Origin of the sequence: Klugiella xanthotipulae, assembly GCF_006716695.1 — a bacterium.
Lineage (GTDB): Bacteria > Actinomycetota > Actinomycetes > Actinomycetales > Microbacteriaceae > Klugiella > Klugiella xanthotipulae.
In genome coordinates this window covers 1-24,240 of sequence record NZ_VFPN01000003.1, presented here as the reverse complement: position 1 = coordinate 24,240, position 24,240 = coordinate 1, and the positions used below count along the sequence as shown (strand labels likewise).

The window sequence follows — 24,240 nt, the reverse complement described above, 5'->3', positions numbered from 1 at the left end:
CCCCCTAGGAGCTGAGCCAGGGTGATCCGGTACCGGTCGCCGCATCGCGCCACAGCTGTTCCAGCTCATCAAGGGAGGGGAACGTGTCCGGACGGATGATCTCGTTGGCCGCAACATAGTAGAGGGCAACGCTCACCCGCACGGGGTCTATACCGCGCCAACGCGCGTAGGCGATGCGGTAGAGCGCGAGCTGTAGCTGTCGTTCCTTCTTTTCCTGTTCGGTACGTGGGACCCGACCCGTCTTCCAGTCAACGACCTCGAAGTGCTCTTCACCGTCAACGGTCGAACCGTAGACGGCATCGAGCTTACAAACGAGGGTACGACCGGCAAACGGGAGATGAATTTCCCGCTCCACCTCAACGGGTCGGCGGTCGCCCCACTCGGAGGCCTCAAAGTTGGCGCGTAACTGATCAAAGGTTGTATGGACCCCGGAGGAGGCTGCCTCATCGGGTACGGTCTCACTGGGTTCGGTATCCAGCTCATAGAGTTCGGCATCGAGTGTGTCGGCTGTGCCACCGGGAGTCGCGTAGCGCTCCTCCACCCACGCGTGAAACTGCGTGCCTAACCGGGTCTGGGTGAAGGGTTTCTGCGGGAGAGGGCGACGCATCCGGCGCGCGACCTCAGCGGGTTGAGTCACAAAGTCCTTAAACCGCGAGGCGGTGATGCGCTGGGGCAGCGGGATAGCCATCCCACGAGTGCCACATCGGTCCCGCTCCCGCAGCAGGAGAGAGAGATCCTCACGAAGATCGCTGGGTATGTGATCAGTGTCCGTCCCGTCAACCGAGGCCGCTGCGACGAGTTCGGCCGCACGCTCAACGATGGGGCGACGAGAACCGAGCGGGTCTCCGGGCCAGATGTGCGGGGCGTTGTGGGCATCCACCGGGTTCTCATCGTGTTCGCTGCTCTCCGGTAGGGCAGGGATGAGTCCACCCTCGGCGAGTTCGCGCAGGTAGGGGCTAGGCGCGCGCGGGGTCTTCGCTCCGGCCCAGAACGAGCCGGAGAGCAGAAGCGCTTTGCGGGCCCGGGTGGTGGCGACGTAGATCAGACGCCGCTCTTCGTCACGACGATGCCCCTTACCGGCGTCCTTGTACTCGGCCAGGCTGTCATGAAACTCCTTCTGGGTGGCACACTCACGCCAGTTCAGTTGCGGCAGCGAACCGGAGTCCCCCTTCAACTCATCCGGCAACTGACCAAAACGCAACCAGCCCGTACCCGTGCGGCTGCTCGCGGGGAAGTCGCCGTCAGTCAGGCGGGGCACGGCGACAACGTCCCACTCCAGTCCTTTGGACCCGTGAGCGGTAATCAGTTGCACGGCGTTGTCGTCGGCAGCCTCGGGTCGGGCAGCGAGGCTGTCCTGCTGCTCAGCGTGGTCAAGCCACGCGAGGAAGCTGGGCAGGGTGCCCTGGTCATCGACTGAGAGGAAATGGGTAACGAGGTCGGAGAAGGCGTCCAGATTGCGGCGCGCCCGTGAGAGCGTTGCTCGGTGAGAATCGGTCCCACCTCGACGGAACCCCGAGACAGCCACCACCTCGGTGTCGAGCCGAAGCTCCCACTCAATCAGGCGCACGAGCTCGGCGATCCCCAGACCACTCCGTTGGCGAATGGCGGCGAGAACGCCCCCCGCCTCCCGCACCCGCTCAAGACCGGCCACGCTGAACTCGGCGAGCATCGGGTGCCCCTCGGTCGCCGTAACCACCGAATCGAGCGCATCAATCAGGGAGACCGAGTCCTCGGGCTCCAGCGAGCGGCGCTGGGCTATCTTCTGTTCCTCGGAGAGCTCCGCCAACCGCCAATCGTGGGCGGATAACCAACGCGCGGCCGCGTGCAGCGCTGCGACATCGGCAATACCGACCCGCCACCGTGGGCCCGTGAGCAGGCGGATGAGGGCCGAGCCGGCATCCGTAAACCAGATGGTACGCAGCACAGAGACGATGTCAATAATCTCCGGGCTACTGAGCAGACCGCCAAGCCCCAGAATACGATTGGGCACGCCGTGCCGGGTGAGGGCATCGGCGAAGAGGGGCATAACGGAGCGGCTGCGACAGATAATGGCCCCGCTCACCGGGCTTTCATCGGTACCGGCTGCGAGTTGATCCACCATCCACCCGGCAACCTCGTTGGCTTCCTCCTCGACCGTTTCACGATAGATCGACTCAACCGTTCCCTGCGGAGCCTGGGGTCGCGGGGAAAGCGCATCGACGTGCACACGGGAACTCTGCGTGAGCGGGGTGACGAGCGCGTTGGCCACGGCAAGCACCCGGTCGGAGTTGCGCCAGCTGGTGGACAGGTTCAGGGCCTGCGCACCGCCGTCTGCAAACTGTGAAGAGAAGAGGGTGAGATTGTCGGCGCTCGCCCCGCGCCAGCCGTAGATGGATTGGTGCGGATCGCCCACCGCCATCACGCTGTGCCCAGCGAAAAGCTGGGCGAGCAACCACGTCTGCACAACCGACGTGTCTTGGTACTCGTCCAGGAGCACTATCCGATACCGGGCACGGTAGTCAGCCACCGTAGCTGGCGAACGTCGGCAGACCTCCAGGGCGAGGGCCACCTGGTCGGAGAACTCCATAAAGCCCCGTCGGCGCTTTTCGGCAGAGTAGGCCTCGGCGAGCTCAACAAGGGGGTGCAGGGCGGAGACGTCGTTGACGGCGTTGACCACCGAAGAGTAGGGCGTTTTTTTTGACCCCGTCTCGCTGATAGGGAGGTCTAGCAACCCGGAAAACTCGGTGGCAATTCGGTGCACATCCTCGGCGGTGCACACGTTTTCACGCAGGGAACGCTCCAACTGGAGGACGGTGTCGGTGATCCGGTTAATGCTGCGGTCGATGCCTACGAGACGGTCGTCGTTACTCGCCGTGACGAGGCCGCGGGCGAGCCGCCAGGCGGTGGACTCATCAATGATGACGGAGTCGGGCTCACGGCCCACGAGCAGGCTGCGCTCACTCACAATCGCGCTGGCAAAAGAGTTGTAGGTGGACACGGTCGGCTGGTCGAGCAGGTCGTCGCTGCGCGCCGGGGCAAGGCCGCGCTCGGCAAGCTGGTCGAGGCGCTGGCCGATACGTTCTCCCAGCTCGCCTGCGGCCTTGCGGGTGAAGGTGAGGCCGAGGATGTCGGCGGGGCGCACCATCCCGTTGGCAACAAGCCACAGGACCCGGTTGGCCATGGTCTCGGTTTTGCCACTTCCGGCCCCCGCGATCACGAGGGTGGGGGTGGCCGGGTCGGATTCGATCACACGGATCTGCTGCTCGGTGGGCGGAGGCTTGCCGAGGGCGTTCGCAATCTCTTGGGCGCTGATACTCATCGATAACTCACCGGCCGAACCGTGTGGATGACGCACAGGCCGTGACTGTGCGGGTTACTGCAGTGGCTGGCAATGCTCGCCCGGAAGGATGCCCCGGCCATCCCGGTCGCCGCCTCGCGCAGTCTGGCGCGGAACTCGTCCATCTTCTCAGCGGCAAACGTCTGCTGGGCAATCTCGACGTAGGTTCTGGCCCGGTCTGGTGACACCACCACCAGTTTGGCCCCGCCGGACACCGCGAGGGGCGGAACATCAGCGATGGCCCCCTCCGCGAGCGCCAACTGGTAGGCGGTCAATTGAGCGTTAGCGTCCACAGTATTTTTCGTCACGTCAGGATTCCCCGTCTTAAGGTCAACGATGACGATACGGCGAGCCTCCGCCGCATCGTCAAGAGGGTAGGACTCAACACGGTCGATGGCCCCACGCAGGTCAACAGGGCCGAGGCGCACGCGAAAGTTCTGCTCGGCACTCACGAGGGCACCCTTCGCCCGCTCAAACGAGTAGAGATACTCGGCCAGGCGGATGACCATCTGGTGAGCCTTCTCATGCATCCGTCGTTCATCCCAGGCAGCGTCGAAGGTGAGGGCTGGCCAGCCCTCGTCTACGTGCGCCATGAGGGTCGCGACGTGGGGCACCGGTTCTTCTTCGAGCGCACGGTGCACAAGCGTGCCCAGCCCGGCCGCGTTATTGGTGTTCCCCCCGCCCAGGGTTCCAATAATCCAGTCGAGTTCACAAGCCTCGAAGGATTCCATCCGCGAGGGGCTCACCCGTACTGCGGCATTGTCGGCGCTCAGGTCCACAAGCGGCCGGTCTGTCGTCGGCGGCTCGATACCATACCACTCATGGGGGGCGGCACCGGCGACACCCTCGCGAGCCAGGAGGGCGAGGGCCTGAGCGCTACCTCGGGTGCGTTCGTTCTCCGGGTGGCCCTCCTCGTCCGAGGCGGAAACTAGGCCGGTTTCGAGGTCGCTGCGCAACTGGCCAACAAGCCCGCGCAGTGAGAGCTGACCGCTGGGGAGGGAGGCCTCGCTGCCCTCGGGAGCGAGGTCGTAGAAGCGAGAGGGCACCGAATCCTCATCAGCGACGGACAGCACGATCACCTCTCCGGTGCTGCGGGAGACGGCCTGGGCGAACATCCGTAGCTCGTCGTGAAGTACAAGGCGCCGCTCATCGAGCGCATGAGAGGGCTCCGCCCCGTCGGAGATCTGAGCAGCCCGGGGGGTTCCGGTCACCTGGCCACGCTCGCTCAGGGCCGCGAGATGCTCCGTGCCCAGCAGGGAACCGCGAATGCGCAAGTTGGGCCACACACCCTCTTGTACCCCGGGGATAACCACGAGGTCAAAATCTCGTCCAATCACGCCGTTGGGGGTTGTAACGGTCACCGTGTCTTTAGTGCCCTGCGGGGCGAGGGTATCTTCGGGCACATCACTATTGCGCAGGGAATAGATGAACTCCCGAGGGTCGCTACCGGGCGAACGCTCCTCGAACCGTTGGGCGGAGAAGAAGAGGGCGACAACCGCGTCGAGCGAGCGATTGGCGTCCTCGGCAAGTACCCCCGTACTGTGCAGAGCCTGACGCTCCCAGCGATCGGACAGGCCGGAGCGATCCCACGCAGCCCAGAGGATATCCTCGATGCTGCCCGTGACGGCGGTCCTCGCATCGCGGATGATCTGGCGCAGGCGGTCCGCGGCGCGGGCCTGAGGGATGTCGAGAGTGAGGAACCCGGCGGGCTCCGTGAATGCGGTGAGCAGAAGCGCGTCGGCGTTCTGGTTGCCCCCGGCTTCACGTTCCTCATGCAGCAGGGAAGAGCGCAGGCGACGCAGAGCGATATGGTCGAGCCCCCCGAGGGGCCCGCGCAGCACCCGATTGAGAGAGGGGGCATCAATATCCTCCATCCCCACAGCGACAGCGGCCACCCAGACGAGGTCACGCACGATGCTGTGGTCGCGCAGCACGGTGCCACCGGCGGCAACAGCGGTGGGCACGTCAAGTGAGACCAGGGCCTCGGCGATCGAATCGGCCTGGCCCCGGGTGCGACAGATGATCGCCATGCGCGACCAGGGTAGGCCCTCACCGGAGGGGTCGCCATCCGGAGCCCTCAGGTTACGCTCACGCAGATAGCGTGCAATCACGGAGTTCTGTTCGGCAGCGGACTCGACACGGCTGAAGAGGACGGTATCTCGGCTAGTGGGCGACGACACCCCCTGCTCCCCGCCGGAAACATCACCGAGCGTGCTGGCGGCGGCGCGTTGTGTCCCCCAGCCGGCCGCACCGATAGCGCCCGTGATCCGCTGCACAAAGCCACGCACCCGCGGCCCGTGGCGGTACACGGCGTTCAGGACGATGCGCCTGACGGGCTGACCCACCACGTTTTCCAGCGCACCAAGAACCGTCGCCTCGGCCCCCTGGAAGGTACCCGTCGTGATGTCGGGGTCACCACACAGCACGATACTCACGCCGCGTCTGGCACAGGCCGCGAGCAACTCGATGCTGGAGCGGGTCAGTTCGTGGGCGTCATCAACCAGAATCACGCGCAGCCGGGCAATATCGCCCAGAAGCAGTTCCTGCTCGTTGCCGTTCGACACAGCGGTGAGCAGTTCGATGGCCTCGCGGTGAAACTGGCTCAGGTCACGCTCGTCCGGAAACTCGCGGGCCGCCGCCGCCCGGTAGAGGGGCAGAAAATCGGCACACGCAGCCCACACCGAACGGTCGTGCGCCCGGGAGAGGGCTCGCAGCTCCTCCGGTGAAATCCCGTAGTCGGTGCACACACGAATCAGTTCGCGCAGTTGGTTACGAAATCCTTGCAGGGAACGGACATCCTCCCCCAGCTCAACAGGCCAGGAGATCCCGGCGGTCGGGTCATGCTGCTGTGCTGCAACACCGTCATCTAGCAGACGGGCAATCAGGTGATCCTGACTCGGACCGGTGAGCAGCCGGGGCAGCGGCCGACCGCGCAGCGCCCGTGCCGTCGAAACGATTTGCACGGCGAGCGAGGTGGAAGTGCGGGCCCGCGGCCCCGCGCTCGGTGTGGGCATGAGCGCGTCGAGATCGTCGCGAAGCCGGGTGGCACTCAGCCGTGTCGGTGACAAGACCATAATCTCCTCGGCGCGAAGGCCATCCCGGAGGATACGGTCACGATACATCCGCATCAACACGGTCGTCTTACCGGAGCCGGGTGCCCCCACGATCACGGCGTGAGCGGCAACCGGCACGGCCAGGGCGACATGCTGACTGTGGTCAAAACCGAGGTCAATGGTGGGGGCGGAGGCGATATCCACCGACTCCCCGCCGAAGCTCATCTCAACCGGCTTTTCTGACATGCTCCCAACGTTACCCACTCGCGTGCCTATGAGGTTCGTCGGCACGGGTATTCTCGCGTAATCTAGTCGGGTACACCCTGACGAAAGGTCTCTTTAACGTGGATATCCGAATTGGCATCATCAACGCCCCCCGCGAAATTAGTTTTGAAACGAATGAGACGGCTGCTCAGGTTGAGGAGACGATCACAACCGCTCTCTCCGCCGGTTCTGCGCTGCTACGTCTCATTGATAGCAAAGGCAAGGTTTTCCTGATTCCCACCGCAACCATCGCCTACGTTGAACTCGGCAGCGATACCTCGCGCCGTGTGGGATTTGTTGGCTAGTCATGGAACTCATCTTTGTTGTGCTCCTGGGAATTCTGATCGGCCTGGTGGCCCGTTACGCTCTGCCTGGACGCGCGACCTACGGCGTTGTCGTACAGTTGGCGCTCGGGGCCGCCGTGAGCGCCGCGGTGTGGGTGGGCCTCACCCTCCTGGGCCTGGCCTGGGATGGTGGCTGGATCTGGGCGATCACGCTCACCGTCACCGCCCTGGTCTGTGTGACCTTCAGCCTCACGCTGCCACGGATTCGAGCCCGTAAGACGGAACTGCGGCTGCGGGAACTGTCGCGCTCATAACACCACCGTGTAGACCGTCTAGGCGGTGAGGCCCAAACCGTCCATACGCTTGATGTGGGTCGAGATTAACTCGGTGAAGACCGGCTCAATCTTCTTCTCGTCGTTGACCTCGTTATCGCTCAGAACGAGGGATGCCCGGGCGACGAGCAGCGAATCCCCCACCAGACGGCGACCCCACAGCGCCAAACGATCACCCGTGCGAGGATTTTCCCGAATGGCACGCTCCAGCAGGGTGGCCACCCCTGCCCGTCCGGACTCCCCACTGAGGATCTCCGCCGCCGTATCGCCGAAAGGATCCGTGACCCCGCGAGCCAGCTGCGAGAAGAAGTCGTCAAAGAGTCCACCACACAGGTAGACCAGCAGCAGCAACTCGTTCCAGTTAGCCGGGGTGACGCGATCAACAAAACGGTCAATCGCCGCGGCATAGGGCTGCATTACGACGGCCGGTTCCCGGTGCCGACGACGAATCTCGGCGGCGAACTCCTGGTGCTTATTCAACGCCATACCCGCGGCATTGCTGAGGATCTCTTTGGCCACAAGATCGGGGGCATCGGCCGCGGCGCGGGAGGTGGCCTGGTAGACCTCAAGCTCCAGGTAGGCGACAAGCCCCAGATACGGGATGACGCCCGGTGCCAACTCGGCAAGGTCGACCTTGGCCGATTCGCTTAATTCCTCACGGGACCGCAGACGACGCGCCTCTGTGGGCGCTGAGCGCCGCCGGCGAAACCAAGAAAACACCTGGCCAGTTTACCGAAGTCTTTATGCATAGAACTACACTGTAAAAGATGTGGTACGCCAATAGGAGCGACCACCCTACGCCTGAGATGACAAGATGGCGTAGCCAGAAACATAATCGAACAGGCTTTTTGTGACTACATTCTCCGAGCTCGGCATCGAACAAGACATGGTTGATGCCCTCGCTACCAAGGGCATTAGTGATGCCTTTCCCATCCAGGAGCAGACCATCCCGCTGGCTCTCACCGGCCAGGACATCATCGGCCAGGCCAAGACCGGAACCGGTAAGACTCTAGGCTTTGGCCTTCCGCTCCTCCAGCGCATCGGGGCCAACCCAGAACACGGGGTGCAGGCGCTCATCGTGGTCCCCACCCGCGAACTCGCCGTCCAGGTGACTGAAGACATCGAGTTGGCTGCGTCGAACCGCGGGGCAACCGTCGTGTCCATCTACGGCGGTAAAGCCTACGAGGGACAGATCGAGCAGCTCAAAGCGGGGGCTCAGATTGTGGTGGGAACCCCTGGCCGCCTCCTCGACCTGGCAGGCCAGCGACTTCTCTCCCTAGCACATGTGCGCGAAATGGTTCTTGATGAGGCCGACAAGATGCTTGACCTCGGCTTCCTCTCCGACATTGAGCGACTCTTCTCGCAGACCCCCGAGAACCGTCACACCATGCTGTTCTCGGCCACGATGCCCGGCCCGATTATCGCCCTTGCCCGCCGGTTCATGACCAAGCCCATCCATATCCGCGCCACCGACCCGGACGAGGGCCTCACCCAGGCCAATATCGAGCATCTAATCTATCGGGCGCACTCGCTCGACAAAGACGAGGTGATTGCCCGCATCCTGATGGCCGAGGGCCGCGGCAAGACCGTCATCTTCACGCGCACCAAACGGGCCGCTGCCAAGTTGGTCGATGAGCTCAACGACCGCGGCTTCAACGCCGCCGCCGTGCACGGCGACCTCAACCAGGACCAGCGCGAGCGAGCGATGGCCGCGTTCAAGGCGGGCAAGAAGGATGTCCTCATTGCCACCGACGTTGCCGCCCGCGGCATCGATGTTGACGATGTGACCCACGTCATCAACCACACCATCCCGGACGACGACAAGACGTACCTGCACCGCGCGGGTCGCACCGGTCGTGCCGGCAAGACCGGTATCGCCGTCACCTTTGTGGATTGGGATGACCTGCACAAGTGGGCCCTCATCAACAAGGCTCTCGAATTTGGTCAGCCCGAACCCACTGAGACGTACTCGTCATCACCGCACCTGTTTAGCGATTTGAACATTCCGACGGGCGTAACGGGTCGGTTGAAGCCGGCCGCGCCACGGGAACCGCGCGCCGAGGGCCGCGGCTCCGAACGCGGCGGACGGAGCAGTTCGGGGCGCGAGCGCTCCGAACGCGGCGGTTCGGGGCGCGAAAGTTCAGGACGCGAGAGTGCTGCACGGGACGGTTCGCGCCGCCGCAGCACCGACAGGGTGGCCGCAATCGACACAACCACAACCGCTGAGGCACCGCGCGGCGAGTCTACGGGTGGGGGCGAGGGCGCTCCCCGTACACGCCGCCGCCGCCGTCGCAACCACTCCGGAGCCGAGGGAGCAGCCTCGGCTGCCACACCGCAGAGTTCCGGAGAGTAACCGATCACTCACGGATGCCCGGCTCCACACAATCGTGCGGAGCCGGGCATCCGTCGTGTACGGGAACGTTAGTCGGCGAGCCAGTCCACGAAGGTGAGTTCACCGTCGGCATCGCGGGCAAGTGCACCATAGTAGCCCGCGGAGACCTCCCTCGTACGCACGGAGCCCGCACTCTCGTAGGTGTAGGAAAAAACTTTTCCCGTCTCGCCGTTGGCGGCCACAACCCAGCGGTGATCGCTGTAGTTAGGGGAATCCAACCCCAACAGGGGGTCGCCGATGAGGGCAGCCGAAAGGGGCAGTTCGTCTTCCTGCCAGTCCATCCACGGCGGGCACGTCGGGCCCACCAAGAGATCACTCACGCACTGCTCGGCGCTCCGCTGAAGAAAACCAAGAATTTCTTCTCGCCCGCCCGCAGAGAGCTCTGGGTCGGGCACGGAGGAGCGGTCGGTGTAGTCGAATTCGGCGCGGAGAGCGAGGTCAAACGATTCGGGCGCACCCAGCTTGAGCGCATCGGTGTATTTTACGGTGTATGTGCCCGGGAATGCCTCCAACGCATGGGTACTCGCGGTCAACGAGCACACGCCCTGAACGGTCAATCGATCCTCCAGGAAGATACTCCTCGGGCTGATCGTCACAAAATGCTCACCGATAAAACGGTAGTTTATTTCCCAGCGGTCAGCATGCTCACGATTCTGCACCACGTCCACGGTATCGGAAACGGTGTCTCCCCCCTTACCCAGCTGGTAGCTCACCGACACCGAGAAATAACCGGAGCCCTCATCCTCCACCCCGCGAATCCTCACGTTGACGGGCCGATCACGAACCGTTTCATACGCTGCGTTGGTCAGCAGCGCAGGACAGGCCACCGGATCAACCAGCTCGTCATCAAAGAGGGCGACGGCCCCCTCGGCATCGCCCTCCCCGAGGCGGTCGAAAAACTCTGTCACGGCCGCCGCGGCATCGCTCTCAGAGGTGTTCCCGAGACACCCACTCACCCCCCCGCTCAGCAGACCGGCCAGGCCGAGTACAAGCGCTGCCCGGCCAATGTGCCGCAGCCTCACGAGGGCTCCCCCAGAGAAATCTGGGGCCAGGAACCCTGGAAAGTACCCTCCTGATCCGCCAGGTCAAGACTAAAAGTGCGCCATATTTCTGCCGTCGTAAGAACATGGTTCAGATACACGTCCCCCAGCCCGACAAGATCTTTCAGGGAGTCCGACACAACTTTCGCAATATGTGGCACGATATCGAGCCACTTGAACGGATCCGCCGAGACAAATTCCGCGGCATTCTGAGCGAGAGTGATCTGAGACATCAGCACAGTGCTACAGATGCCGCCCCAAAAAGCAGCGACAGCAGTGGCATGATCACCCACCAGAGTACTGAACGACTCAGCGCGTTCTTTCAGTCGCCGCAGGGCTGCCGCCTGCAGCGCGGGAAGGTCTCGATAGGCGTGGCCGACATACCCCTCCCAGGAGGCGACGGCACCAAAACCAACCGGGGGATCCACGACAGAAATATGCCCGCTCACCTCGCCCACGATGGTCATCCAGCTTGTCGCCATCTCCATCAGTTTCCAGGGGTTCCCCGGAGAGAGCAACTGGGTGAGGAAGTCCACAATACCCACGACAGCATCACTCAGCGTCCTGAGCCCGTTCGCAATGGTTTCCGTCGAAAAGGTGATCGACATGGCCCCTAATTCCACGAGGTTGACGCCGTTAAAGCGATCAATGCAGCGTTGCACGTCGCCTACCATATCCCTGGCCCCACGAAACATCTCGTCGATGTCTTCCGGGCTCAGCTGGATTGTACTTGTATCACTCATCGTTAGTGCCCTGTTCTCTTGTCTAGTGACCGGTCTCGGCCTGCCACTGCTGGTACTCATCGCTGGCCTCGTAGGCCGCCCGTGTGGAATCGAGCTTTAGTTTCAGGGAGACGAGATAGGTTACCCCCTCCTGAAAGAAGGTCAGATACTCCTGATAGTGCTGGTCGTAGGAGCCTTTGAACCCCTGAGCAAACGAGACCCCGTCAAGCACATGGGTTCCCAGGGCACAGAGGGTCAGCACTTTCTGGTAGGTGCCCGCCAGATCGGCCCCCATCTGCTCCCAGCGATTTCCGTCCTTTGTGAGGTCCTCCAGGAGAACGCTAAAATCTAGGTCAGCCATTGTATCGCTCGCTTTCATCTGTCTCGGTTTCGCGCTGCATCTCCAGCCAGGACGCAATCGCGGGGACCTCGCTTCGCGTCCAGGCAACCGCCTCCTCAGCGTGCGCGGCCACACGATTCATCACCCGGCACGTCGCCGCACCAATCTGCTGGACATCGGCAAATTTGACTCGATATTCCTCATACTCCAGACTCGCGAGGGAACCACCCACGGCCGTTGCCGTGACGATCTCCCCGGGGTCGATGATGGTGCGCCGCTCCGCCCCCGCACGCAACAATCCGCTGCGGTACGCACTCATCGCCTCCCGCGCAGCCCGGTACATCTCCCAGCGGGAGGCAGACAGGGCCTCCGAGGAAGCTGGTGCCGCCGGGATGATGACATGGGCTTCCGCAGACTCGGCAACCAGCTCATCCCGACCCGCCGCGGCATTCTCCTCGATCCGCTCCTCGCGCACCGCCCACAGGACGTGGGTCGCACGAGAGTGGGCCTGGAGAACGGCATCGCCGAGGGAGCTCCAGTGCACGGAGCGATCCCACGTCGACGTAATCAGCACAGACAGGACAGTGCCGGTGGAACTCAGCTCAACCCGCGCGCAACCAGTGTCATCCTCGCCCCAGGCGGTCGCCTCAACGGGTAGCGCATCCGCCGCAATCCGGCGGCTGAGGGCAGTGAGGGGGGCGATCCGGTTGCGAGCCTGATCGAGCACAGGGGCCAGCGCATCCGACATCAGGATCTCCACATGCGGATATTGGAGCGCTCAGTCTCCTGGTAGTTTTGGTTGGCGTTCTCCACCCGATCAGAGAGCCGCTCGAGCGTGTCGTTCATCGCAGCCAACTCGCAGGTCCAGTCCCGCTGGGCCCGGTCATAGGCGTCGGAGGCGGCTCCCGTCCACTCGGCACGCAGGGTGGACACGGCGACATCCAGTGCAGCCAGAATCTCACGGATCTCACGGGTTGCCCGCGCCATTCCGCGGGAGAGCGCGTCGAGCGCCTCATTGTTGACGGTCAGTTCAGCCATGATAAAAACCTCTGCATTCTGCGTTCGGAGGGGGTGGGTTGTGGTGGTGCCTGAACAACAGGGGTATCGTCGGGAATCCGCGAGCCAGCCGTGCCGTAACTCTCACGCCGCGACGGCGGCTCGGCATCCGGGTCGTCCAGACGTACGGCGCGCAGGCCGAGACTCTTTCGACGTGATTCCGCGAGTGAGGCGGGACTGCCGGGCGGTGGGGCCATCATGGTGCCACCGGGTCGAGCACCCCCGCCCGAGGTGGGTGGCGTCACGGCAGAAGCGCCAGAAACAGCACCGGATGTTCCGCCACCCAAGGCTGCCACACCAGCGGCCCCACCCCGCAGCGCGGAACCGGCGACGGCACCCCCGCCGAGGCTGGCAACGGCACCCAGAGCCGTACTCATCCCCCCGCCGGTACCTACTCGACCTCCGGAGACTCCCAGCCCCGAAGTTCCACCTACCCCGCCCTCTCGGGTTCCACCGGTTCCCGGGAGGCCCGTATGGCCGGGCGTCTCGGTCTGTCCCGGACCGCTGCCGTCCACCGACGGCACCCACTCAACCGGGAGCGGCACGATACCGCGGCCTCCCGGCGGAGCCACCACAACCGGCAGACCGGGGCTATCGCCCACTCTCACGGGCGGTTGAACGCTCGGCCCGACGCCAGAAGCGCCGGGAGTATGCGGGGCTGGTAAGACAGGTGCGGATACCTCGTCACCAGCGCCCAATCGCCCTGCCTGTCCGCCGCCCGGAGTCGCGGCTGCGCTGTGTACCGGAGCCGTTGACCCCAGGACGACCCGTGCCGTCGTAGTATTCCGTTTACGATCCTCCAGATGAGATAAACCTTCAAGCGCGCGAACCATCAGATCCCCCGCTGCCGCCGTCTCAACGTCAAGAACCCGCAGTATCCGCGTTGCCTCAGCCTCCCGGGCAATGGCAAGAAGAGCCTCCACCCCGGTGAGGCTTTCCACCGAATCGGGAACCAGGGGTGTCTTCCCCACACCGGGGATCCAGAGCGACCCCGTTCCGCGAGCGACCGAAAACTCCGAGTCGTCAAGCGAGGCGGGCGGCAGGTTCCCCGCCGCGGTCTTGGCTCGCTCAAGAGACCGGTTGGCCTCGCTAATGCGGCTGACCACAATACGAATGCTGTCTGCCCCCACAAAAGTCCGACGGGCATCATGCTCGCACTTCTCGGCCGCGCGCTGCGCCGAGATTCCGGTCCACCCGGGATCACTCGCCACCCGTTTCAGTCGAGACGCACACAGCTCAACGGACTCACTCAACTCGGTGAGTCGCCGCAACTCCTCATACGTGTGGAACGGCTCCGCGGCCACGACCGCGTGTAGTTTCTGTTCACTGGGCCCCACGGGTGCCTCCTCGTCGTCGATAGCGGATCAGAATGTAGGCGGCTCCTCCGACCAGTGCTGCGGCCACAACCCCGGCCGCGGCCGCAAGAATGAGGCCAGCGGTGCCCCCGGGAGAATCGGTGGTCTCGGGGGTGAAGGCCGCAGCCTCCGGAGTCGCCGAGCTGTCCGCCGCAGCCCCCAATTGCGCCGCCGAGGGTCTAGCCCCCTCCGCAAAGGAGATGAGTGGGTTCACCTCCGGGTAGCGACCCGGATCTTCGCTCAGCATCCCGGTCAGTGACACCACCCCGTGACCCCAGCGGTCGGCCGAAACCGCACCGCTGGGGGGATCGCCAGGAGTCGCATGCCGGACGAGGGACTGAATGAGCTGGCTACCCGTGGCTTCCGGGTAGGCGGAGGCCAGCACAGCGAGAAACCCGGACACAATCGCGGTGGCGTTCGAGGTTCCGCTCCCCAGTGCGGGGGAGGTCCAATCACTATCAATCCCCCGCACATCTAAACCAGGCCCGACGACATCGGGGCTCTCATCAGCGTAGGGGTTGGATTCCTGAAGCGCTCCCACAGAATTCATGGCTTGCACGACCACCACCCCGTTCAGGGATTCCAGACCGGCAGCCTCGTTAATCTCATTACCCAACCCTGCGACCACAATGACTCCGGCCCGCTCCGCACGGGTGACCGCGGCAATCACCTCCGGCGTCGAGTACAGGGCAAGCGAGATCGAGATGATGCGGGCGCCATCGGCCACCGCCTGGTCGAGGGCCTCAGCGATGTAGGCCAGGTTCTCCGTCTCCAAGGTGCCGTCCCGGTAGCAGAGGATGTCATCCTCTCCCCACGCCGTCAGATCGGGGTATCGATAGGAGACCGGGTAGTAAAGTACCGTCGCCTCAGGGGCAACCCCGGCGATACCCGCCCCCACCGTGCCGTCCCCCGCGAGCAACAGCGCCATAGTGGTGCCGTGCTGCGCGACGGAGGAGGTACTCACGGCCGACATCCGAGTGCCCGGACTATCCGGCTCGTCGCAGTAGCCTTCGGGGTGCACCCGCAGGTCGGCACCGCCCAACCCGGGGGCATCCGCGTTAATCGGCGAGTCGAGCACCGCCACCCGGATGCCCTGCCCACGGTGACCGTCCCGGTGCGCGTCCGCCACGCCAAAGTCGTCGAAGTACCAGAGACCCGCCCGGGAGTCGTCGGCGGCGGCTGGCATCGTCTGCCCCGCGCTACACGCGGCAACCGCGAGGCACAGTGCCACGGCCCGAAGCCAGCCCCTGAGTACCGGTGCGGACCCGGAACCCGCCGCTACCACGCGGTGCCCGCCTCCACCTGGGCCGCCAATTCGTCCAGGATGCGCGCATTCTCTTCATCGAGCGTGCCGAGCTCCCGCACGGTCTCCTCGATGCCGCTCGCGATATCTGCCAGTTGGGATTGCACGCCCGCTGCTGCCGCGGCGACCGTTTCACGGGCGGCCCGAAGCGCGCTCGTGATGCGGGGGGTGATCTCCGCGCCGGGACCCCCAATTGTGAGCACCGCGATCCCGTGGCGCACCGCGGAGAGCTGCTCCGCAACGTCCCCGAGCTCCCGGAGACGCTCACTCACCGTCTCTGGGTCGATTGATATTGTCTGCACACTCGTCATGTATTGCCCTCCGCCAGAAACCACAACGGGGTGCCACCGATGACCCGGCAACACCCCCATGCCCCTCAAGAGCATTTACGGTACAAACAATACAATACAAATGATTACGTGTCTAATTATTGAGGCATAAAAACCGTTAAAGATGAGCCTCTGCCGCGAGCGCCCGCACGACCTCAGCATCCGTCGTGCACTGGCCCAAACGATTGGCCTTACCCGCGCCGTGGTAATCGCTGGCCCCGGTCACGGCGAGCCTCAGTTCGGTGGCGGCAACCCGTAGCGGCGGCAACCATTCGGCGCGATTCTCCGGATGGTCCAACTCAATACCGTACAATCCTGCCTCGGCCAGAGAGACGAGGGCCGAGACAGGAATCGCCCGCCGCTGGCGCTGGGCAGCCGGATGCGCTAGGATCGGCACCCCGCCGGCCTCCCGAATCAACCGAACACCATCAACCGTCTCAACCGCGTAGTTGGGCACATAATACTTACTCCCCGGGTGCAACACATCGGCGAATGCAGCACCCCGGTCCGCGTAGAAGCCGCGGCTCACAAGGGCGTCGGCGATGTGCGGGCGACCCACAGTTGCGCCGTCGGCCATGACGTTCAGCACATCGTCCCAGGTGAAGGCGATATCGTCCGAGAGCAGTTGGACCATGGCGCGGGCACGCCGGTCTCGATCCCCGCGAATGCGATCAGTCACCTCACGCAGCGGTGGGTAAGTCGGATCAATATAGTATCCGAGAAGGTGCACCGCGAGGCCGTTTGTCTTGGTGGTAAGTTCCATGCCCGGCACAAACGATAGCCCCCGGTCTGCGGCTCGCTGGGCCGCCTGGAGCCAGCCCCCGGTGGTGTCATGGTCAGTCAGCGCGATCCCGGCAAGCCCCAGGTCGGCCGCCTCATCTACGATCTCAGCGGGCGTAAGCGTGCCGTCGGACACCACCGAGTGGGTGTGCAGATCGTATCTACCGTCGTCTAACAACGTCTGTGGTGCCATGCTCCCCATGCTAGCCCGACCCACGCCACGACAGGCGAGCCCACCCGCATCGGCGAATAATCAGCTTGCTCGCCTAGGCTGTCACTGCCATGGGCCGACTCATCTATGCCATATCCCTGATCGCACTCTTTGTCGCGGCCACCCTCGCTACGTGGCCCCAGGTCGCACACCTTCACACCGTGTTTCCCTTTGCCCAGCTGGTCTCCGTGCGCGGCGCAGGTATTGCCACCGCCGCGGTGCTCATCGTAGTTGTCCTACTGTTAGCCATTGTGATCCGCCCAGCGCGCGGATTCTTGTCCGGTCTGGTCGTTGTGCTGGTGCTCTACTGCGTGGCCAACACGGCCGTCCTTGCTACGCGAGGGACGGGTAGTGACAGCCTGACACCGGATACCGATAACACGCTGACCGTCGCTGCCTGGAACACTCTTGGCGACGCCGTCCCCGCCGAAAAAATCGCTGCTTTTGCGACAGCCAACGGGGTGGATGTGCTGTCCCTGCCCGAGACGACACAGACCAGAGCACACCTGGTTGCGGCCCAGATCCTCGCGGCAGGCGGGCCCGCGATGACCGTGCACTCAGTCTCCAATTTGGCTTCCTCCCCCATCCACTCGACAAGCTTGCTCCTCGCAACCAGTCTCGGCGACTACAGCGTGACTCACGCTCTCGGCGACACCACGCTGCTCCCCTCCCTCGTTGCGGTACCCGACGGCGACGCCACGAGACCCACATTTGTGGCGGTACACACAACCCCGCCGGTGAGCACCCACATGGGGGATTGGCGTGACGACCTCGGATGGGTTGAGCGACTATGCGATCAGCCCAATGTGATCCTCGCGGGCGATTTTAACGCCACGGTAGATCACTTCCCCGCTGACCTCGGATGCTCGGACGCCGCCCAGTTCACAGGCGCGGCCGCCCTCGGCACCTGGAGCACATCGGTACCGAGCCTCCTGGGAGCACCCATTGACCACGTGCTCTACTCGTCCAGCTGGCGCGCAGTCGGTGTGAGTATCACCACGGACAACGATGAAGCAGGCTCCGATCACCGCCCCCTCACCACCCGCCTGACCCCTGCCCGATAACGGTCAACGATGAGAGAATAGACGCATGTCCACCAGCAATACACCCGCAGAAAGCGCTGCCCTTGTCGCAGAGGCCAACGAGGCCGTTGTGATCGACAACAGCAACCGCTCCACCACACCCACCTCGGAGGCGTTCACCTCCTTTATCATGAGCAACTGGGCTGACCGAGAGGATTCCTTACCGCCGCTGCGCGAGCAGGCCCCCTTTGCTGCCCGCCGCCGCGCAGAGCTCTCCCGCCGCTACCCCGGTCAACGGCTCGTCATCCGCTCCGGCGAGATGAAGCAGCGCTCCAACGACACGTTCTACGAGTACCGCGCGCACTCGGCCTTTAGCCATCTGACCGGATGGGCCACCGACAGCGAGCCGGGTTCCGTGCTGGTTTTTGAGCCGACGCCCACGGGCCACGACGTGACCCTGTACTTCCGTGAGCGCGCGGGCCGCGACTCAGACGAGTTCTACGCCAACCCCGAGATCGGCGAGTTCTGGATCGGCCCACGCCCCTCTCTCACGCAGGTTTCGGCCGATCTCGGCCTCCCCACTCTGGCTCTGGCAGAGTTTGCACCCACCGAAGCCGATGTGACACTCGCAGATACTCAGCTCCTCCAGGATCTCTCCGAGTTGCGTCTGGTGAAGGACCCCTACGAGATCCAGCAGATGCGGGATGCCGTGGCCGCCACGGCCCGCGGCTTCGACGACATCGTCGCCCAGCTACCAAGCATCACGGATCACAGCCGCGGTGAGCGCCTCGTCGAGGGCGCATTCCACAACCGCGCACGTCTCGACGGCAACGCGGTAGGCTACGAAACAATCGCGGCGAGCGGTTCGCACGCGTGCATCCTGCACTGGACCCGGAACGACGGCCCCGTCACCCCGGGGGATCTCATCCTGATCGACGCGGGCGTTGAGCTCGACAGCCTCTACACCGCCGACATCACGCGCACACTGCCCATCAACGGCACGTTCAGCCCCACACAGCGCCAGGTCTACGAGGCGGTACGCGAGGCAGCGGATGCCGCGCTGGCCGTCGTCCGCCCCGGCATCAAGTTCCGCGAGATTCACGCGACGGCCATGAACGTTATCGCCCGCTACACCTCCGAATGGGGTTTCCTCCCCGTCAGCCTGGAGGATACGCTGGGTAGCGATGTGCAGTACCACCGTCGATATATGGTGCATGGCACCAGCCACCACCTCGGCATCGACGTGCACGACTGCGCTCAGGCACGTCGTGACCTGTACCTTGAGGGAACGCTCGAAGCCGGTATGGTCTTCACAATCGAACCGGGTCTCTATTTCCAACCCGATGACCTCACCGTTCCGGCCGAATTCCGCGGCATCGGCGTGCGGATTGAGGACGACATCCTCGTCACGGAAACCGGTGCGGAGAATCTCTCGGCCTACATCCCTCGTACCGCGGATGAGGTGGAGGCGTGGATCGCGCGCCACAACGCGTCCTAGCCGTCACGATAACGCCGAAGGGGCGGTCCATCCGAACATTCGGGACCGCCCCTTCGGCGTGGTGGAGTTCTTCAACGGGGCGGAGACTGCAACACGTTACGTGCCCTGTTTACCAGGTCGGGATCAACCACCACGTCGTAGCGCGACGCAATCAGTTGCATCACCGAGGAGTACTCACGGCGGTTCCGGTTGAGGGAGTGGGAAAGCACACCAAAAAGCATCCCAAACCCGGCACAGATGATCACAGGAGCAAAGAAAACCGAGACAATGCTGGAGTTTTCCGGTTGGAAAAGAAAAAAGAGAATACCTAGGAAAAAACCGAGGTAAGACCCGGAAACAGCTCCCAGGAGCGCAACCCGGCCGTAGCTCATCCGACCGGTTACGCGTTCAACACTCTTGATATCGCCTCCCACGATGGAGATGTTGTTGAGCGGAAAATCGGCGTGCACTAGGTGGCCAACCGCCTCCTGTGCCTGCTGATAGGTGTCGTAGGACACGGCCACCTCGCCACGGGGCATGGTCGGAAAACGATTCGCGCCGCGCGAGGTCAGGGATCTAGGCGTACTCATCACCCCATTCTGTCACGCGACCCGGCGAGCGCAACGAGTATTTGCCCTGATTCCGGCGGGAATGCGGGCCGCCTCGGAGGCGAGGGCCGGGTAAGTTAGTGGTGTGACTTCAACCAGAGTATTCGTGGGCAGGCTGGCAGGCTGTGGCGTATTTGACCCGGTCGGTGATCGTGTGGGTCGAGTGCGCGATGTGGTTGTGGTCTACCGAAAATCTTCCTCACCTCGGGTGGTGGGGCTCGTGGTAGAAATCCCGGGTCGTCGGCGCGTTTTTGTCTCGATCGGGCGCATCACCTCGATTGGCTCGGGCCAGGTCATTACGACCGGCCTCATCAACGTCCGCCGCTTCGAGCAGCGCGGCGGCGAGGTGCGCGTGATCGCCGAGATGATCGGCCGCACTGTCAGCTTTGTGAACCGCAGTGGGGATGCCGTGGTTGAGGATGTTGCGGTCGAAAAGAACCGTGCCGGAACATGGGAGGTGAGCCAACTCTTTGTACGTAGACCGAAGCACAGCGCATCGCCCTTCAGCCGGGGCAGCACCGAGTTTGCCACCTGGCAGGAGGTCCGTGAGCAGATTCGCGCGGGCGAGAACCAGTCAGCGGAGCATCTGATCGCCACCTACTCCGACTTAAAGCCGGCCGACCTGGCTAATACCCTGCTCGATCTTCCCCGCGAGCGGATGCTCGCCGTCGTGGGAGAGCTCCCCGACAACCGCCTGGCGGATGTCCTCGAAGAGATGGTCGAGAGTGACCAGTTGGAGGTTCTTGCCGCCCTGGGCGATAACCGTGCAGCCGATGTTCTGGACAATATGCAGGCGGATGACGCAGCCGACCTCATCGCCCAGCTCCCCGAGGACGAGGGCGAGCATCTCCTGACCCTCATGGAGCCGGAGGAGGCTGAGGACGTCCGAATGCTCCTCGCCTACGGTCACGACACCGCCGGCGGCTTGATGAGCCCCGACCCCCTCGTGCTCTCGGCCGAGGCAACTGTTGCCGAGGCCCTCGCCCTGATCCGCAAGCACGAGCTAGCCCCCGCGATGGCCGCAGCCGTGTGCGTCACGCTGCCGCCCTACGAAACACCAACGGGCAGGCTCTTGGGCATCGTGCACTTTCAGCGGATGCTGCGCTACCCGCCGCACGAGCGCCTCGGCTCCATCCTTGATGAGGGCCTGGAGGTTCAGGTAGATACCTCAGCAGCCGAGGTCACGCGCATCCTGGCGAGCTATAACCTGGTATCCGTCCCGGTCGTCAATGGCGAGGACGGTCTCGTGGGGGTCGTCACGGTGGATGATGTCCTCGATCACCTTCTCCCAGATGACTGGCGCAGCCACGAGGCCGACGACGATCTGCATACCGGCCCCACCCCGACCATATCTGACCCCACCCTAGAGGAGGGTGAACGCGTATGAGCCGTTTCTCCCGCAACAATGACAACTTCGATTCACCCGTCCGGGCAGGTCGTCGTCGCGGCTCGACACAGCGTAATGTCTCGGGTAACGAATCCTTTGGTCGCTGGACCGAGGGTATCGCCCGCGCGATGGGTACCCCCTGGTTTTTGGTCGGCCTCACTCTCTTCTGCCTCGCCTGGCTCACCTGGAACACGTTTAGTCCCGAACAAGTACGCTTCGACTCTGCCGCGCTCGGCTTCACCGCACTCACCCTGATCCTGTCGTTGCAGGCTTCCTACGCGGCCCCCATGATCCTGCTCGCCCAGAATCGGCAGGACGACCGCGACCGGGTACAGATGGAGCAGGATCGGCAGCGCGCCGAGCGAACCCTCGCCGACACTGAGTACCTGGCACGCGAGGTTGTCGCGCTGCGCCTGGCCATCCAAGACCTCGCCGATAAGGATTTCCTCCGAGCAGAACTGCGCACGATTCTGCGCGAGCTGGAGGCGGATGAGAGCCAAGGGTCCGCCAACGGTGCGGATGCTCCCGGCAGCTTACCCGCGGGCGGACCGGTTCATCATGCCCGCTAGCCCCGACCTCACCTCGTCCGATCCGGTGGCGCGTCTTCACGCGGCCCTCGCCACAGTGATCGACCCCGAAATCCGCAAACCCATCACCGATCTCGACATGGTGGGCCGGGTTGAGGTCGAGGATGAAACCGCGCATGTCGTGATCAAACTCACGATTGTGGGCTGCCCGGCCGCACGCAGCATCGAGCGCGCCGTGCGGGCGGCGGTGCTGAGCGTGCCCGGTATTACCCGGGACGAGGTCACCATCACGGTAATGACCCCCGCAGAGCGCTCCGCCCTCACCGAGCGACTGCGCGCCGGACGGGGTGCCCAGACTGCCCAATTTGGCCCGGATAGCCTCACCCGCGTCTACGCGGTTACGAGCGGCAAGGGTGGCGTGGGCAAGTCCACTCTCACCGCCAACCTGGCCGTCGAATTGGCCACCCGGGGTCTCTCGGTGGGGCTGATTGACGCGGATGTTTTTGGTTTCTCGATCCCCGGTATCCTCGGTCTCGTACACGACGGCGTCACCCAGCCGCCCACCCGTGTGGGCGAAATGATCCTGCCACCCGTCGCGCACGGGGTCAAGGTCATTTCGATCGGGATGTTTCTGGAGGGCACCGATGCGGCCTCCCGCGCCGTATCCTGGCGCGGCCCCATGCTTCACCGAACGATCCAGCAGTTCCTCACCGACGTGTTCTTTGGCGACCTCGATGTGTTACTGCTCGATCTGCCCCCCGGCACGGGGGATGTGGCTATCTCGATCGGCCAGCTCCTCCCCCAGGCCGAGGTACTTGTCGTGACGACCCCGCAGCCTGCGGCTGCCGAGGTGGCCGAGCGCAGCGGAATCGTCGCCCGACAGACGGGGCAGTCCGTACTCGGCGTCGTCGAGAATATGGCGGGGGTTGAGCTTCCCGATGGTCAGCGGCTCAGTATCTTCGGTGAGGGAGGCGGGGCGGAGGTGGCCCGCAGGCTCTCGGCGGGGCAGCAGCACGCGGTTCCATTACTCGCAAGCGTCCCGCTGAGCGTGGCTCTGCGCGAGGGCGGCGACTCGGGACAACCTCTCGTGATCAGCACACCGGAAGATCCAGCCGCACACGCCATCAAAACGGTCGCGGATGTCCTCGGCCAGCGCCAGCGCGGCCTCGCCGGCCGGTCGTTGCCCTTCACTACCGCACACGGGTGAGGGGCACCGTGCACCGAGGAATACCACTCAGTCCGGTGTGGCCGCGTCCACACCGGGTCCGCATCCACGGGGAATACACGTCAGCCGGAAGATGCTCAGGGCCGTAGCAACGCGTTAGGTAGCCTCGGTGTCGTAGTGAAACACGAGCCCACCGCGAGCGTTGTCACCGCGCGGTTCATCTTCTTCCAGAGGCGGCGGACTGGCGGGAGCCGCGCTGGGGCTGTCGTCCTCCAACAGGGCGTCCCGGATGATGCGCCGCGGGTCGTATTGCCGCGGATCAAGCTTCTTCCAATCCACGTCGTCAAACTCTGGACCGAGCTCGTCACGCATGCGTTCCTTAGCCCCGCTGGCCATATCTCGTAGCGACTTAATCAGCTGAGCGAGCTTGGCCGTGTACATGGGCAACCGCTCAGGACCGAGCAGAAAAACGGCGATGACGCCGATCACCAAAAGCTTTTCAAACGTGAGTCCCACCCCCATAGCGTAATACGTTTTTCTCAGCGCCCCTGACACAACCCCGGTCGTCGTCTTCGTTCACGATTCAGCGCGCCTTACCGGGGCATCCACACACACGACATACGCTAAGAGCATTGCCCAGTCAACCGTGGAGTATCGCGTGTCCCAGATCGAAAATAATTGGAAGTTCGCCGAAGACTACCCCGTGGAGTCGCCGGTCCTGGAAAAAGCGCGAAAACTCTCGATTGAGATGGGCGTTGATCCCGTCTCCCGGGCCACTGCCGCACACCTGGCCAGCGTCGTTGCGATGACGGGATCACACAGCATTGCCGAGATCGGCACGGGATTGGGCGTCAGTGGGCTGAGCATGCTGACGTCTTTCCCCGCCGTCACGCTCACCACAATTGATGTGGAGTCGGAGTATCACCGCCTCGCTCGGGCCCTCTTCAGCGACGCCAACATCGCACACACACGCGTGAGATTCATCAATGGCCCCGCCGAGAATGTGCTGCCCCGAATGAACGAGAACAGCTACGACATCGTCTTGATCGACGGGGACCCCGACCGTCTGCTCGAGTATGTGGAACACAGCCTGCGCCTTGTCCGCCCGGGAGGAACCGTGTTGGTACCCCGCATCCTCGCGGAGGGCAGCGTCGCTAATCCGGCCTCCCGGGACCAGCTCTCGGTGGACTATCGGATGCTCATGGCCGAACTCGCCGACTCTGAGGCGGTCGTCACCTCGCTCCTGCCGGTCGGCGACGGACTCCTCCACATCACGC

At 63.9% G+C, this 24,240-nt stretch carries 23 protein-coding genes; 9 read left to right on the top strand and 14 right to left on the bottom strand.

Annotated elements, in window-relative coordinates; genetic code table 11:
- Positions 1-4: 4 nt before the first annotated feature.
- Complete coding sequence (locus FB466_RS09515; RefSeq protein WP_141918040.1) at positions 5-3,298, bottom strand: ATP-dependent helicase; 3,294 nt, start codon at positions 3,296-3,298, stop codon at positions 5-7.
- Entirely contained in the window at positions 3,295-6,615 is a 3,321-nt protein-coding gene (locus tag FB466_RS09510) for a UrvD/REP family ATP-dependent DNA helicase (protein ID WP_141918038.1), read from the bottom strand. The genes FB466_RS09515 and FB466_RS09510 overlap by 4 nt, the downstream gene beginning before the upstream one ends.
- A gap of 98 nt (positions 6,616-6,713) precedes the next feature.
- On the opposite strand from FB466_RS09510, the gene FB466_RS09505 reads away from it, so the two are divergent.
- On the top strand, positions 6,714-6,938 hold the full coding sequence (locus FB466_RS09505) for a DUF3107 domain-containing protein (RefSeq protein WP_141918035.1): 225 nt from the start codon (positions 6,714-6,716) through the stop codon (positions 6,936-6,938).
- Between the two features lie 2 nt (positions 6,939-6,940).
- Entirely contained in the window at positions 6,941-7,231 is a 291-nt protein-coding gene (locus FB466_RS09500) for a hypothetical protein (protein ID WP_141918032.1), read from the top strand.
- 18 nt (positions 7,232-7,249) lie between these two features.
- On the opposite strand, the gene FB466_RS09495 is transcribed toward FB466_RS09500, so the two are convergent.
- The gene (locus FB466_RS09495) at positions 7,250-7,969 is read right to left on the bottom strand and encodes a ferritin-like fold-containing protein (protein ID WP_141918029.1); all 720 of its coding nucleotides are present in this window, start codon (positions 7,967-7,969) and stop codon (positions 7,250-7,252) included.
- A gap of 166 nt (positions 7,970-8,135) precedes the next feature.
- On the opposite strand from FB466_RS09495, the gene FB466_RS09490 reads away from it, so the two are divergent.
- Positions 8,136-9,602: a DEAD/DEAH box helicase gene (locus FB466_RS09490; RefSeq protein WP_141918682.1), complete on the top strand. Its 1,467-nt coding sequence runs from the start codon at positions 8,136-8,138 to the stop codon at positions 9,600-9,602.
- A 68-nt stretch (positions 9,603-9,670) separates the two neighbouring features.
- Here FB466_RS09490 and FB466_RS09485 read toward each other — a convergent pair whose 3' ends face one another.
- The 9 genes from FB466_RS09485 to FB466_RS09445 all read right to left on the bottom strand — a co-directional run bounded on the left by FB466_RS09485 (position 9,671) and on the right by FB466_RS09445 (position 16,759).
- The gene (locus FB466_RS09485) at positions 9,671-10,663 is read right to left on the bottom strand and encodes a hypothetical protein (RefSeq protein WP_141918027.1); all 993 of its coding nucleotides are present in this window, start codon (positions 10,661-10,663) and stop codon (positions 9,671-9,673) included.
- Positions 10,660-11,424 (bottom strand): hypothetical protein, encoded by a 765-nt coding sequence (locus tag FB466_RS09480; RefSeq protein WP_141918024.1) that lies wholly within the window; start codon positions 11,422-11,424, stop codon positions 10,660-10,662. The genes FB466_RS09485 and FB466_RS09480 overlap by 4 nt, the downstream gene beginning before the upstream one ends.
- A 22-nt stretch (positions 11,425-11,446) precedes the next feature.
- Entirely contained in the window at positions 11,447-11,764 is a 318-nt protein-coding gene (locus FB466_RS09475; protein ID WP_141918021.1) for a hypothetical protein, read from the bottom strand.
- A complete protein-coding gene (locus FB466_RS09470; RefSeq protein WP_141918019.1) occupies positions 11,757-12,503 on the bottom strand; it encodes a hypothetical protein in 747 nt (248 codons plus the stop codon). Before FB466_RS09470 ends, FB466_RS09475 begins: the two co-directional genes overlap by 8 nt.
- Positions 12,491-12,781, bottom strand: a complete 291-nt coding sequence (locus FB466_RS09465) for a WXG100 family type VII secretion target (protein ID WP_141918016.1) — start codon at positions 12,779-12,781, stop codon at positions 12,491-12,493. The genes FB466_RS09470 and FB466_RS09465 overlap by 13 nt, the downstream gene beginning before the upstream one ends.
- Positions 12,769-14,136, bottom strand: coding sequence for a hypothetical protein (locus tag FB466_RS09460; RefSeq protein WP_141918013.1), 1,368 nt, complete (start codon positions 14,134-14,136; stop codon positions 12,769-12,771). Before FB466_RS09460 ends, FB466_RS09465 begins: the two co-directional genes overlap by 13 nt.
- Positions 14,123-15,439, bottom strand: coding sequence for a S8 family peptidase (locus FB466_RS09455; protein WP_141918010.1), 1,317 nt, complete (start codon positions 15,437-15,439; stop codon positions 14,123-14,125). Before FB466_RS09455 ends, FB466_RS09460 begins: the two co-directional genes overlap by 14 nt.
- The gene (locus tag FB466_RS09450; protein WP_141918007.1) at positions 15,433-15,768 is read right to left on the bottom strand and encodes a hypothetical protein; all 336 of its coding nucleotides are present in this window, start codon (positions 15,766-15,768) and stop codon (positions 15,433-15,435) included. Before FB466_RS09450 ends, FB466_RS09455 begins: the two co-directional genes overlap by 7 nt.
- Positions 15,769-15,904: 136 nt before the next feature.
- Positions 15,905-16,759 carry a PHP domain-containing protein gene (locus FB466_RS09445; protein WP_141918005.1) on the bottom strand — a complete coding sequence of 285 codons (855 nt, stop codon included), beginning with the start codon at positions 16,757-16,759 and terminating at the stop codon, positions 15,905-15,907.
- Between the two features lie 89 nt (positions 16,760-16,848).
- On the opposite strand from FB466_RS09445, the gene FB466_RS09440 reads away from it, so the two are divergent.
- Both FB466_RS09440 and FB466_RS09435 read left to right on the top strand, forming a co-directional pair.
- Positions 16,849-17,841, top strand: a complete 993-nt coding sequence (locus FB466_RS09440; protein WP_141918001.1) for an endonuclease/exonuclease/phosphatase family protein — start codon at positions 16,849-16,851, stop codon at positions 17,839-17,841.
- A 25-nt stretch (positions 17,842-17,866) separates the two neighbouring features.
- On the top strand, positions 17,867-19,297 hold the full coding sequence (locus tag FB466_RS09435) for an aminopeptidase P family protein (RefSeq protein ID WP_141916892.1): 1,431 nt from the start codon (positions 17,867-17,869) through the stop codon (positions 19,295-19,297).
- Between the two features lie 71 nt (positions 19,298-19,368).
- On the opposite strand, the gene FB466_RS09430 is transcribed toward FB466_RS09435, so the two are convergent.
- Positions 19,369-19,866: a YflT domain-containing protein gene (locus FB466_RS09430; RefSeq protein WP_141916894.1), complete on the bottom strand. Its 498-nt coding sequence runs from the start codon at positions 19,864-19,866 to the stop codon at positions 19,369-19,371.
- A 103-nt stretch (positions 19,867-19,969) separates the two neighbouring features.
- Here FB466_RS09430 and FB466_RS09425 point away from each other — a divergent pair, with 103 nt between their 5' ends.
- Genes FB466_RS09425 through FB466_RS09415 form a run of 3 tightly spaced genes read left to right on the top strand, consistent with a single transcriptional unit; the run spans position 19,970 to position 23,005 of the window.
- The gene (locus tag FB466_RS09425) at positions 19,970-21,271 is read left to right on the top strand and encodes a magnesium transporter MgtE N-terminal domain-containing protein (protein WP_141916897.1); all 1,302 of its coding nucleotides are present in this window, start codon (positions 19,970-19,972) and stop codon (positions 21,269-21,271) included.
- Positions 21,268-21,840, top strand: coding sequence for a DUF1003 domain-containing protein (locus FB466_RS09420; RefSeq protein WP_141916899.1), 573 nt, complete (start codon positions 21,268-21,270; stop codon positions 21,838-21,840). The genes FB466_RS09425 and FB466_RS09420 overlap by 4 nt, the downstream gene beginning before the upstream one ends.
- Complete coding sequence (locus FB466_RS09415) at positions 21,830-23,005, top strand: Mrp/NBP35 family ATP-binding protein (RefSeq protein ID WP_141916901.1); 1,176 nt, start codon at positions 21,830-21,832, stop codon at positions 23,003-23,005. The genes FB466_RS09420 and FB466_RS09415 overlap by 11 nt, the downstream gene beginning before the upstream one ends.
- Before the next feature lie 114 nt (positions 23,006-23,119).
- Here the strand turns inward: FB466_RS09415 and FB466_RS09410 are convergent, their stop codons facing one another.
- Positions 23,120-23,485 (bottom strand): twin-arginine translocase TatA/TatE family subunit, encoded by a 366-nt coding sequence (locus tag FB466_RS09410; protein ID WP_141916903.1) that lies wholly within the window; start codon positions 23,483-23,485, stop codon positions 23,120-23,122.
- A gap of 136 nt (positions 23,486-23,621) precedes the next feature.
- Here FB466_RS09410 and FB466_RS09405 point away from each other — a divergent pair.
- Positions 23,622-24,240, top strand: a 619-nt coding sequence (locus tag FB466_RS09405; RefSeq protein ID WP_141917998.1) for an O-methyltransferase, incomplete at its 3' end; no start/stop codon positions are given.